We start from the raw sequence: 12521 nt of genomic DNA, 5'->3' as shown, positions 1-12521 counted from the left end.
GACGAACGTTCAGCCGTCATTGCGAGCCGTACTTCCTGCTGCGCAGGCCCGAATCGGTGACGAACCTTTAGCCGTCATTGCGAGGAGCCCCGGCGACGCGGCAATCTGGGGTTTGGGAGCAGGAGATTACGTCGTCGCTTAGGCTCCTCGCAATGACAGCGAGGACAAGTTCATCAGGAGGAGCCACAGCGACGCGGCAATCTGGGGTTTGGGAGCAGGAGATTACATCGTCGCCTGGGGCTCCTCGTAATGACAGCGGGGGGAAGTTCATCAGGAGGAGCCTCAGCGACGAAGCTATCTCGAAGTGCCAAGTACCAGATTGCCGCGTCGCCTAGGCTCCTCGCATACAGCGACGGCAAGTTCATCAGGAGGAGCCTCAGCGACGCGGCAATCTCGCTGTTAGGGCACCAGATTACTTCGTCGCCGGGGCTCGGCTCGATCTACTGCTTTCCCGTAGCCGAGAGTAGGGATTGACCCTATATCGGACCGCCTATCGATCTTTTAGACTGTCGTTAGTCGCAGTACCGCGGCTGATTCAATAACGTGCTACCAGGGAGAAACCGCATGAAGATAAAGGGAATTTGGCACCTCACCGGCACAGTAGCAGCATTAGCAATGGCATCAGGCGCCAATGCGGCGATTATCGACTTGCAGGTCGAAGGCGGTGGTAGCCAACAGGTCTACCAGCTCAGCAACGGCAACTATCTGGGACTGTGGGGCTTCGACGCCAGAAATGTCGCCAGCGACGTGACGATTACCGGCGACGCCGATATTACCGAAGGATTTGCTTCCGGGGGCGAGAATATCCGGGACTACTATAACGGTCCCAATCCCGTGAACAGCGGTGCAAACGAATTCGACAAACTGTCGTACGACTTCACCGTAGGGGAAGGCGAGCGGTGGTTCGATTCACTCTGGATCGAATGGTCGGGAGGCAATCTCGTCTACCAATTCGGCGACAGCACCCGCACCATGTCCACGATGCCCTCCACGCCGACACTGGAGTCCCGCTTGTGGGCCGATGGAGAGGGGAACAGCGTCTCCGTTTCCGAACCGGGCAGTCTGGTCCTGCTCGCAGCCGGCTTCGCCGGACTGGGCCTGCTGCGCCGTCGGCGCAGGGACAGCGGAGCGTTCCCGGTTACTGCCGCGGGTTGAGCTCTCGATGCATCGGGCCGGCCAGAGGCCGTCCCGGTGCACGCGGCGAGGCCAGTGCGCCGCACAGGGCGGGCGATCCCGCCCTGTGGCTCGTTAAAGCGGGAATTATCGGACGCCCGACCGGCTGCTAACCCTGATGATATTTGGCCGACAGTTCGTGGACGGCCTCGACGAAGACGGCTGCATGGTCGGGTTCGACATGCTGATGGATACCGTGGCCGAGATTGAAGATATGTCCTTCTCCGGGCCCGTAGCTCTCCAGAATCACCTCCACTTCCTTGCGGATGCGCTCCGGTGAGGCATAGAGAACGGATGGGTCCATGTTGCCCTGCAGTGCCACCTGGTCACCCACGCGGCGACGGGCCTCGCCCATATCCGTAGTCCAGTCCACGCCGACGGCATCACAGCCGGTGGCGGCGATATCCTCGAGCCACTGGCCACCCCCTTTGGTGAAGAGGATAACCGGCACCTTCCGGCCTTCCGACTCCTGGGTGAGGCCTTCGACAATGCGCTTCATGTAACGCAGGGAGAATTCCTGGTAATCGCGTGGAGTGAGAACGCCGCCCCAGGTATCGAAGATCTGCAACGCCTGAGCACCGGCCGCAATCTGGGCGTTGAGGTAAGAGGTCACCGAATCGGCGGTCTTCTCGAGGAGCCGGTGCATCAGGTCCGGGCGGTCGTACATCATGCCCTTGACGCGGGCATAGTCTTTGGTGGAGCCGCCCTCGACCATGTAGGTGGCCAGGGTCCAGGGGCTGCCGGAGAAACCGATAAGCGGAACGCGGCCGTTCAGCTCGCGACGAATCACCCGCACCGCATCCATCACATAACGGAGCGAATCCTCGGGGTCCGGCACGGGCAGTTGGTTAACATCCGTCTCGCTGCGGATCGGCCGTTCGAATTTGGGACCCTCGCCACTTTCGAAATAGAGACCGAGACCCATTGCGTCGGGAATGGTGAGGATGTCCGAGAAGAGGATCGCCGCGTCCAGCGGGAAACGCTCCAGCGGCTGAAGGGTCACCTCGCAGGCCAACTCCGGATTCGTGCAGAGATCCAGGAAGCTGCCCGCCTTCTCCCGAATCGCCCGATACTCCGGCAGATAACGCCCCGCCTGGCGCATCATCCACACCGGCGTCACATCCACCGGCTGACGGGCCAGCGCACGCAGAAAACGATCGTTCTTCAGTTCAGACATAAAAGGGCCATTAACCGCAAAGAGCGCCAAGTTGCGCAAAGGATTTAATTGCTCCGCTCGTCCGGAGAAAACAGAGCTTATCGAGTCATGCACTCTTCAGACATAAAGGACTATTAACCGCAAAGAGCGCCAAGATACGCAAAGGACTGCCGCCAAGTGTGACACGCCATCCGCAGGATCAGCCTTAGCGCTCTTCGCGTCCGTAGCGGTTAATCTTTTCAAACTTCAGTTCAGACATGAAAGGGCTATTAGCCGCAAAGAGCGCCAAGATACGCAAAGGACTTGATTGTTTACTCCGCTCGTCCTGGAGAAAACAGATACTTACGAATCCGCACTCCCGAATGGTTGCCGCCAAGTGTGACACGCCATCCGTAGGATCGGCCTTAGCGCTCTTCGCGTCCTTAGCGGTCAATCTTTTCAGACTTCCAGATAATCCAGGATCCCTTCGGCGGCCTTGCGGCCTTCCCAGATGGCGGTGACCACGAGATCGGAGCCACGGACCATGTCGCCGCCGGCAAAAATCTTTTCATTACTGGTCTGTTTCTTGTAGTCCTGCTGCTCGGCAGCCTTGACCCGGCCGCTTTCGTCCACTTCGATGCCGGCACCCTCGAACCATGGCGCCGGGCTCGGGCGAAAGCCGAACGCGATGATGACGCGATCGGCAGGGATCACCTCTTCGGAGCCGACCACCGGTTCCGGCCGACGGCGGCCGCGTTCATCCGGCGCGCCCAACTGCGTGGTGACGACCTTGACCCCTTCCACCTTGTCTTTGCCGATAATCTCCACCGGCTGACGATTGTACTGGAATTTCACGCCCTCTTCCTTGGCGTTGGCCACCTCGCGCTTGGAACCCGGCATGTTGGCTTCGTCACGACGATAGGCACAGGTGACGCTCTTCGCGCCCTGTCGAATCGAGGTGCGGTTACAATCCATGGCGGTATCGCCACCGCCGAGGACCACCACACGCTGGTCTTTCATGGAGACGAACGTCTCGTCTTCTTCCAGCATGTCGAGGCAGTTTTTGACGTTCGAAATCAGGAACGGGAGGGCCTCATGGACACCGGGCAGATCTTCCCCGGGAAAGCCGCCTTTCATGAACGTGTAGGTACCCATGCCCAGGAAAACCGCGTCGTATTCGTCCAGCAGCTCCTCGAACGGGATGTCCTTGCCAATTTCCATGTTCAACCGGAACTCCACGCCCATTCTCTCGAACACCTCGCGACGGCGGGTCATGATGCTTTTTTCCAGCTTGAATTCGGGAATGCCAAAGGTGAGCAGACCGCCGATCTCCGGATTACGGTCGAATACCACCGGTTTGACCCCATTACGCGTCAGCACGTCGGCGCAGCCAAGCCCCGCGGGACCGGCACCGATCACGGCCACCCTTTTGCCGGTATCCTTGACCTCAGAGAGGTCCGGACGCCAGCCCATGGCGAACGCGGTGTCGGTAATGTAACGCTCCACGGCGCCGATAGTGACTGCGCCGAAGCCGTCATTCAGGGTGCACGCCCCTTCACATAGGCGATCCTGGGGGCAGACGCGCCCGCACACCTCGGGCAGCGTATTGGTGGCGTGGGAGAGCTCCGCTGCCTGGGTGATGTTGCCCTCTTCCACCAGCTGCAGCCAGTGTGGGATATAGTTGTGTACCGGGCATTTCCAGGCGCAGTAGGGATTACCGCATGACAGGCAGCGATCCGACTGCTGAGCGGCCGACACCTGGTCGAACTGCCCGTAGATCTCCCGGTATTCCTTGACCCGTACCTCCGCCGGCTTCTTCTCGGGGTCGGTACGCGGTACCTGAATGAACTGAAAGTTATTACCCATGGTTCAATTCCGAATTAATTGATTCACCGCAAAGGCGCAAAGAACGCAAAGGTTTTCCCGATGCATACCTCTACGGCTCAGACCTCCGAGCCTCGGCCCTTCCCGCGGTGGTGGATTACGCGGCGCATAAACCGAGGTGCATTCGTCCAGCGCGTGCCGGTGCGCCGCTAATCCACCCTACGTGCTGAGGCGGCCGGAGCCGCCGGACCATCCCGTTTCCGCAATCGGCGCAAAGGCTGCCTGAATCAAAGCTTCTTTGCGTTCTTTGCGTCTTTGCGGTTAATACCCTTCAAGCCGCCTGCTCGAGGGTATCCAGCAGGGTGGCGATTTCGGAGGCCTTGGGTTTGACCAGCCAGAACTTTTCCACGTAATCGGAGAAGTTATCCAGGATCTCTCTGCCCCAGGCACTGCCGGTTTCGGCTACGAACTCCTCGATCTGGAACTGGAGAAATTCCCGCGGGCCTTCCATCTCCTCGCTGCCGATGCGATGGATATCGATCAGTTCGTGGTTGTAACGGTCCACGAAGCTGTTGTGCCCATCCAGAACAAAGGCGAAGCCGCCGGTCATACCCGCACCGAAGTTGACGCCGGTGTCACCGAGAACGGTGACCACGCCGCCGGTCATGTATTCGCAGCCGTGATCGCCTATCCCTTCGACGACGGTGTGGGCGCCGGAGTTGCGAACGGCGAACCGCTCACCGGCCAGACCGGCCGCAAGCAGCTTGCCGCCGGTGGCACCATAGAGACAGGTATTGCCGATGATGGTGGTGTCGTTGGATCGGAAGCGGCTGTCCTTGGGCGGATGGATCACCAGCTTGCCGCCGGTCATGCCCTTGCCCACGTAATCGTTGGCATCACCCTCCAGATGCATGTGCAGGCCACCGGCGTTCCACACGCCGAAAGATTGTCCGGCGGTGCCGGTCAGGCGCAGGACCAGGGGGCTATCCGCCATGCCCTGGTTGCCATGGCGCCGGGCAATCTCACCCGAGAGGCGCGCACCGATCGAGCGATTGACGTTCCTGACGCCGTAACGGAACTCACCGCCCGTCTTGCCTTCGATGGCAGGCAGCGCGTCTTTGACCATCTGCTCGGCCAGCTCGGCACGATCGAACGGCTCGTTTTTAGGCGCCACGCAGTACCGCGGCTTGTCGGCGGAAACGCCGCCATCGGACAGCACAGGCCTGAGGTCCAGCCGTTTTTGCTTGGGCGTCACACCCTCCAGGATCTCCAGCAGGTCCGTACGGCCGATGAGATCGGTAAGCGTACGACAGCCCAGCCGGGCCAGCAGCTGGCGCACCTCTTCGGCGATGAAGCCGAAGTAGTTGGTGACCATCTCCACTTCACCGACGTAATGCTCCTCACGCAGGGTCTTGTCCTGGGTGGCAATACCGGTGGCGCAGTTGTTGAGGTGACAGATGCGCAGGTATTTGCAGCCGATGGCCACCATGGGACCGGTACCGAAGCCGAACGACTCGGCACCGAGGATGGCCGCCTTGATCACATCCAGGCCGGTCTTCAGGCCGCCGTCGGTCTGCACCCGGACCTTGTCGCGCAGGTTGTTGGCACGCAGGATCTGGTGAGTCTCCGAAAGGCCCAGCTCCCAGGGGGAACCGGCGTACTTGACCGAGGTGAGCGGACTGGCGCCGGTACCGCCATCGTAACCGGAGATGGTGATGAGATCGGCATAGGCCTTGGCGACACCGGCGGCGATGGTGCCGACGCCAGCCTCCGCCACCAACTTCACCGAGACCATGGCGTCCGGATTGACCTGCTTGAGGTCGAAGATCAGCTGCGCCAGGTCCTCGATGGAGTAGATGTCATGGTGCGGCGGCGGTGAAATCAGCGCGACACCGGGATTCGAGTAGCGCAGGCGCGCTATCAGCTCATTGACCTTGTGGCCTGGGAGCTGACCGCCTTCACCGGGCTTGGCGCCCTGGGCGACCTTGATCTGCAGCACCTCGGCATTGACCAGATAGTGGGGGGTAACGCCGAAGCGGCCGGAGGCGATCTGCTTGATCTTGGAGACCTTGTCGGTGCCGAAACGGACCGGGTCCTCACCACCTTCGCCGGAGTTGGAGCGGCCGCCGAGACGGTTCATGGCCTGGGCCAGGGTCTCGTGGGCTTCGGGCGACAGCGCCCCCAGCGACATGGCCGCAGAGTCGAAGCGGCGCACGATCTCGGAGACGGGCTCCACCTCGTCCAGCGCAATCGGCTCGATGTCGTCGCGCAGCCGGAACATATCCCGCATACAGGCGATCGGGCGTTTGTTCACCAAGTCGGCGTAAATCTGATAGTCGGCCTGGTCTCCGGAGCGCACGGCCTTGTGCAGCGTGTGGATTACGTCGGGGTTGTAAGCGTGATACTCGCCATCATGCCAATACTTGAGCAGGCCGCCATGCTGGATACCCTTGCGGGGGTTCCACGCTTGCTTGGCCAGCAGTTGCTGATCCGACTCCAGATCGGCGAAGTTGGTCCCCTGGATCCGGTTGGTGGTGCCCTTGAAGCAGAGGTCCACCACCTCGTCCGAGAGGCCCACCGATTCGAACAGCTGCGCACCGCGATAGCTGGCGATGGTGGAGATACCCATCTTCGAAATGATCTTGTAGAGGCCCTTGTTGATGCCCTTGCGGTAGGCCTCGGAGAGCTTGACCGGGTCTTTTCCTTTCAGCTCTTCGGTGCGGACCATGTCGTGCAAAGTCTCGAAGGCGAGATAGGGATAGACGCAGGTGGCGCCATAGCCGATCAATACCGCGCTGTGGTGCGAGTCACGTGCGGTACCGGTTTCGACCACGATATTGGCGTCACAGCGGCGTCCCTCCGCCGTCAGCCGATGGTGGACGGCGCCGGTGGCCAGCAGGGCGTGGATGGTCGACTTGCCTTTCTCGATGAACCGATCGGTGAGCACGAGAACGGTTTTGCCATCCTCGACGGCCTGGAGGGCCTTGTCGGTGACCGCCTCGATGGCCGACTTGAGGTCGATGCCCTCGCTATGGTTCAGGTCAATGATCTCGTGCCGGTATTCACCACCATCGGCGGCCAGCAGTTTCCGGAACTTGGCGCGGGAGAGGATCGGCGAATCCACCAACAGACGCGCGGCATGCTCCGGGGTCTCCTCGAACATGTTCTTCTCACGACCCAGGCAGGTCTCCAGCGACATCACAATCTGCTCGCGGAGCGGATCGATGGGCGGATTGGTGACCTGGGCGAACTGCTGACGGAAGTAGTCGTACAGCGAGCGCACCCGGGTGGAGAGCACCGGCATGGGGGTATCGTCACCCATGGAACCGATCGGCTCCTGGCCGGCCTCGGCCAGCGGGCGCAGTACCGCTTCACGCTCTTCGAAGGTCACCTGGAACATCTTCTGATAGGTCTTGACCTGACCATCATCCAGGTCGGCCTCACCGTCGGCCCGCTTGTCCAGTTTGGACTCCAGACGGCGGACGTGCTCGCGCATCCACTGCTTGTAGGGCTGGCGCGACTTGAGCATGCCGTCCACGTCGGCCGGCAGCAGCAGCCTGCCCGTGTCGGTGTCGGCGGCAAGCATCTGACCCGGCTTCAGGCGCCCCTTGGCCAGCACATCGGCCGGCTCGTAATCGAACACGCCGATCTCGGAGGCCAGTGTAATCACACAGCCGGTGTAATCGCCGGAAGCGGGATCGCCCGCCTTGTCCGTCCTGGTGATTACCCAGCGTGCCGGGCGCAGGCCGTTGCGGTCCAGGGTGCAGGCGGCGTAGCGGCCGTCGGTGAGGACGATACCGGCCGGGCCATCCCACGCCTCCATGTGCATGGAGTTGTACTCGTAGAAGGCGCGCAGGTCGGCGTCCATGTGCTCGATATTCTGCCAGGCGGGCGGCACCAGCAGGCGCATGGCGCGGAAGATGTCCATCCCGCCGGCGAGCAGCGCCTCGAGCATATTGTCGAGGCTGTTGGAGTCGGACCCATCCATGGAGACCAGCGGACGCACCGCCTCCATATCCGGGATCAACGGTGTCTCGAATTTGGCTGCACGGGCCACCGACCAGTTGCGGTTGCCCTGCACGGTATTGATCTCGCCGTTGTGGGCCAGATGGCGGAACGGCTGAGCCAGGCGCCACTCGGGCAGGGTGTTGGTCGAGAAGCGCTGGTGGAAGACGCAGATGGTCGAGGCCATGCGCTCATCGTTCAGGTCCCTGTAGAACACCGGCAGGTAGGCCGGCATCACCAGACCCTTGTAGGAGAGCACCTGTGAGGAGAGGCTGGGGATGTAAAAGGCCTCATCCTCCGCGCCTACGGCCTTTTCTGCCAGACGACGGGCGATGAACAGGCTCCGTTCGAAGGTTTCCCCGTCCATACCTTCGGGGGCATTGACGAACACCTGCTCGATGTCGGGCAGCGACTCCAGCGCCTCGGGCCCGCAGGCCTGCGGATCGACCGGCACCTCCCGCCAACCGGCGACGGTGAGCTCCTGCGTCTGCAGGGCCTCGCCGATTCTTGCCCTGGCGGCATCACGCTGCACCGCATCGCGGCTCAGGAATACCATGCCGACTGCATAGTTTTCCGCCAGCTGGAAACCGGAATCGGCCGCAACGGCGCGCAGAAAGCCATCAGGCTTTTTCAGAAGAAGGCCGCATCCATCACCCGATTTGCCATCCGCCGCAACCGCACCGCGATGCGTCATGCGCGAGAGGGCGTCGATGGCGGTGTTCACCAGCCAATGGCTGGCGTCGCCGTCCATGTGGGCAATCAGGCCGAAGCCGCAATTGTCTCTTTCGAAGGAGGGGCGATAGAGCCCCTTCGAGTTATTGGCTGCCTGGTTCACGATCGTATCCGGCGTTTTTCTTTGCATGGCTCCGAGGATGCCGTATAGCGTAGGCAAAATGGCCAAGCAGTATACTGCCGGCCATGAAACTCTTCAAATGGGGTAACTGCCCAAGGCGGTGGCGCTAAATCCAGGAGGTAGCGTTTTTATCGGCAACGGTCCCGGCACGCTGGTGCCAGAAGCGCCCTGCAGGGCCAGTGCCGGCCAAGGGGAGGGGCCGGCACTCGGCGATACCCGTCACCCGGGCTGCGCCCCCTGCTGGAACATGACCCGGTAGCCACGACCGAGCTGGTTGTCGCGATGCTTCAACAGCGCATCCTCGGCACCATCATAGGAGTTGAAGTGGTCGCGTTTGATGCGCCCGGGCGAACCCTGGAATCCCCACTCTCTCACCAGCGTCCAGCCCTCCAGCAAATCTTCCTGGAGAAACAGGTGATAAAAGCGCGGCGGGCGCTCGTCGGAAACCGGTGTCTGCAGGTAAATACGCATGGAAGTACCGGGGACTAGGAGCCTGTCCGAGAATAGACTGACCTACTCGGCTCGGGCATCCTGCTTCGCTCTAACTCCTCCATCCATGGAGTCGTGCGGCCAAGCCTGATTGGCCAGATTTCCCGCTCATTTTCGTTAAATAGAACCACTCGGCTTTGGCTCCTCGAGAATAGGTTCCTGACATTCTCTACTGCCGTCATCCCTGCCGTCATCCCTGTCGGCATACGTCGCTCTAACGACTGCGTCCATGCAGTCGTATTCGCCTCAAATGACCGAAAAATCTGACTCAATCAATCTTACCCTCGTGACGGTCGCTATTCCCGGACAGGCTCCTGGCCGCTTTCAACCTGTATTTCGCGCCCGCTGCACCCGAGCACCTCGGGATAGCAGACGCGCCAAAGGCCACAGCCTTATCCGGTAGCCCCGTTTATCGGCGGGAGAATAGCGCAGTATGCCGCCCGGGCCCGCCCGCTGTCCAGGAGCCGGGGGCCTGGTGGTCCATGCGGGAAATAGCGTCCAACACGCTCCTTTGGTGATACCGAGATACCTGTAGGAGCGGCGGAAGCCGCGATTCGGCATTTCGCGACTTCCGTCGCTCCTACATGCAGGGACACCGATTTGGAACACGTATTCAGGTCAATTCCGGGGGACTGAACAGTTTACGGTGTTCGGCGAGGGCGAAGCGGTCGGTCATGCCGGCGATGTAATCGGCGACCACCCGGGCGCGGCCGGGGAGGCCCTGTTCGACCTCGAGGCGGCTCACGACAGCCTGATAGGGGGGCGGCAGCAGGCGCACATCCTCCAGGAATGCGGCAAACAGCTCGCGCATCACCCGCTGCGCCTTGACCATCATGCGGTGCACGCGGTAGTGGCGGTATAGATTGTGATACAGAAAGCGCTTCAGCTCCTGATGCCGCTGGTGCATGCCGTCACTGAAACGGATGAGCGGCTGGCTCTCGCCGCGAACGGCCTCGATATCCGCCGGGTTGGCCCGGGTCAGTCGGAGCTTGCTGCTCTCCACCAGGTCCACTACCTGGCGACCGATCATCCGCCGCACGATTTCATACACCAGACGCCTGCCGGGCAGATCCGGGTAGGCGGCGATCACCGCCTCGTACTCTTCGCGGAAGAAGGTGGTCTCACACAGCTGTTCGACGCCGATCAGACCCGCCCGCAGTCCGTCATCGACGTCGTGGTTGTTGTAGGCGATACCGTCGGCCACATTGGCGATTTGCGCCTCAAGGCTCGGCTGGCCGCCCTTCAGGAAGCGTTCACCCACCTCACCCAGCGCCTTGGCCCGGCTCTTCGGACAGTGCTTGAGGATCCCCTCGCGGGTTTCGAAGGTGAGATTGAGTCCGTTGAATTCGGCGTAACGCTCTTCCAGTTCGTCCACCACCCGCAGCGACTGCAGGTTGTGCTCAAAGCCGCCGTACCCGGTCATGCACTCATTGAGGGTGTCCTGTCCGGCATGGCCGAACGGCGTATGGCCGACATCGTGAGCAAGGCTCACCGACTCGACCAGTGCCTCATTGAGGCCCAGAGCGCGGGCGACGGTACGGCCGATCTGCGCCACCTCGATAGAGTGGGTCAGGCGGGTCCGGAACATGTCGCCTTCGTGGTTGATAAAGACCTGGGTCTTGTACTCCAGGCGGCGAAAGGCCGAGGAGTGAATGATGCGATCCCGATCGCGCTGGAATTCTGTCCGGTACTGGGGCAGCGACTCCGGGATGCGGCGCCCGCGGGAGCGCTCGTCGCTGGCGGCGTAGGGAGCGAGCCTGTCGGTCATGCGGCCCGCGCGTGGTGCGCCTCGATGACGGCACGGATATCGGCGGGATCGAAACGGTCGGTGACCACGGATTGACCAAGTCCCTTCATCAGGACCAGCCGCAGTTTGCCCCCGATCACCTTTTTATCCACGGCCATCAGCTCCAGGAATCGATCGGCGCTCAGTTCGGCGGGGGCCTGTACGGGTAATCCGGCGCGTGCGATCAGCGCACGGACCCTTTCCACCTGCGTAGAGTCGATCCAGCCCAGTTGCTCCGAGAGTTCGGCAGCGAGCACCATTCCCGTTGCGACTGCTTCACCGTGCAGCCACCGCCCGTAGCCCATGCCGGTCTCGATGGCATGACCGAAGGTATGCCCCAGATTCAGAAGGGCGCGACTGCCGGCCTCCCGTTCATCCTGTGCCACGACCACTGCCTTGTCGGCACAGGAGCGCTCGATGGCAAAGGCCAGGACCTGCGGCTCCCGCCCGGTCAGGGCTTCCATGTGCTCTTCGAGCCAGGCGAGGAATTCCGGATCATTGATCAGCCCGTACTTGATCACCTCGGCGATACCGGCGGCCAACTGCCGGCTATCCAGCGTCTTTAGCGTGGCGGTATCGGCCAGCACACAGCGGGGCTGATGGAAGGCACCGATCATGTTCTTGCCGAGCGGGTGGTTGACACCGGTCTTGCCCCCCACGGAGGAGTCCACCTGGGAGAGCAGGGTGGTCGGGATCTGGATGAAATCGACCCCGCGCTGGTAACAGGCCGCGGCAAAGCCGGTGATGTCGCCCACCACACCCCCGCCGAGCGCCACCAGGGTACAGCGACGATCAAAGCGGCGCTCCAGCAGGGCGTCAAAGATCCGGTTCCACGTCTCCAGGGTTTTGTACTGCTCGCCATCGGGCAGCACCACATGCCCGGTTTCGAATGCGGCGAAGGCCTGCAGCGTCTTTTCCAGGTAGAGCGGCCCGACGGTCTCGTTGGTCACCACCATCACCTGGCTGCCGCGCACATGAGGCGCCACCAGCTCGGGGCGGCCAAGGAGATCGGTACCGATATGGATGGGGTAGCTGCGCTCCCCCAGATCGACATGCAGGGTCTTCATGGGAGTGGTTTCGACGTCAGGGGCTTTGATTGTACCGGATCAGAATGGGGAATGGGGAATGGGGAATGGGGAATGGGGAATGGGGAGTTGCGAGTGGCGAGGGGCGAGGGCGAGCGCGAGGGCGAGGGCGAGACCCTGTCCGAGAATAGCAATGGGCTCCAAAATGTAGGTTGGTGCTGAGGAACGAAG

At 61.7% G+C, this 12521-nt stretch carries 7 protein-coding genes; 1 reads left to right on the top strand and 6 read right to left on the bottom strand.

Going from position 1 to position 12521, the window contains the following annotated elements; all coding sequences use genetic code 11:
- Nucleotides 1-564 precede the first annotated feature (564 nt).
- Nucleotides 565-1155: a PEP-CTERM sorting domain-containing protein gene (locus Q7L05_RS15330; RefSeq protein WP_303908656.1), complete on the top strand. Its 591-nt coding sequence runs from the start codon at nucleotides 565-567 to the stop codon at nucleotides 1153-1155.
- 127 nt (nucleotides 1156-1282) lie between these two features.
- Here the strand turns inward: Q7L05_RS15330 and hemE are convergent, their stop codons facing one another.
- From hemE to aroB, 6 genes are all read right to left on the bottom strand, one after another.
- Nucleotides 1283-2350, bottom strand: coding sequence for a uroporphyrinogen decarboxylase (gene hemE / locus Q7L05_RS15325; RefSeq protein WP_303908653.1), 1068 nt, complete (start codon nucleotides 2348-2350; stop codon nucleotides 1283-1285).
- Nucleotides 2351-2767: 417 nt separating this feature from the next.
- On the bottom strand, nucleotides 2768-4174 hold the full coding sequence (locus Q7L05_RS15320) for an FAD-dependent oxidoreductase (RefSeq protein ID WP_303908651.1): 1407 nt from the start codon (nucleotides 4172-4174) through the stop codon (nucleotides 2768-2770).
- 289 nt (nucleotides 4175-4463) lie between these two features.
- Nucleotides 4464-8999, bottom strand: a complete 4536-nt coding sequence (gene gltB, locus Q7L05_RS15315) for a glutamate synthase large subunit (protein ID WP_303908648.1) — start codon at nucleotides 8997-8999, stop codon at nucleotides 4464-4466.
- 210 nt (nucleotides 9000-9209) lie between these two features.
- On the bottom strand, nucleotides 9210-9461 hold the full coding sequence (locus tag Q7L05_RS15310; protein ID WP_303908645.1) for a WGR domain-containing protein: 252 nt from the start codon (nucleotides 9459-9461) through the stop codon (nucleotides 9210-9212).
- 631 nt (nucleotides 9462-10092) lie between these two features.
- Nucleotides 10093-11247: a deoxyguanosinetriphosphate triphosphohydrolase gene (locus tag Q7L05_RS15305; protein WP_303908640.1), complete on the bottom strand. Its 1155-nt coding sequence runs from the start codon at nucleotides 11245-11247 to the stop codon at nucleotides 10093-10095.
- Nucleotides 11244-12332, bottom strand: coding sequence for a 3-dehydroquinate synthase (gene aroB, locus Q7L05_RS15300; RefSeq protein ID WP_303908637.1), 1089 nt, complete (start codon nucleotides 12330-12332; stop codon nucleotides 11244-11246). The genes Q7L05_RS15305 and aroB overlap by 4 nt, the downstream gene beginning before the upstream one ends.
- Nucleotides 12333-12521: the final 189 nt, after the last annotated feature.

Source organism: Thiohalomonas denitrificans (genome assembly GCF_016841685.1).
GTDB lineage: Bacteria > Pseudomonadota > Gammaproteobacteria > Thiohalomonadales > Thiohalomonadaceae > Thiohalomonas > Thiohalomonas denitrificans_A.
This window is presented reverse-complemented; position numbering and strand designations above follow the sequence as displayed.

Excerpts from the sequence above, each read along its gene's own strand:
- hemE (WP_303908653.1), bottom strand. The coding sequence starts at position 2,350 with ATGTCTGAACTGAAGAACGATCGTTTTCTGCGTGCGCTGGCCCGTCAG.
- Q7L05_RS15330 (WP_303908656.1), top strand. The coding sequence starts at position 565 with ATGAAGATAAAGGGAATTTGGCACCTCACCGGCACAGTAGCAGCATTA.
- gltB (WP_303908648.1), bottom strand. The coding sequence starts at position 8,999 with ATGCAAAGAAAAACGCCGGATACGATCGTGAACCAGGCAGCCAATAAC.
- Q7L05_RS15310 (WP_303908645.1), bottom strand. The coding sequence starts at position 9,461 with ATGCGTATTTACCTGCAGACACCGGTTTCCGACGAGCGCCCGCCGCGC.
- Q7L05_RS15320 (WP_303908651.1), bottom strand. The coding sequence starts at position 4,174 with ATGGGTAATAACTTTCAGTTCATTCAGGTACCGCGTACCGACCCCGAG.
- aroB (WP_303908637.1), bottom strand. The coding sequence starts at position 12,332 with ATGAAGACCCTGCATGTCGATCTGGGGGAGCGCAGCTACCCCATCCAT.
- Q7L05_RS15305 (WP_303908640.1), bottom strand. The coding sequence starts at position 11,247 with ATGACCGACAGGCTCGCTCCCTACGCCGCCAGCGACGAGCGCTCCCGC.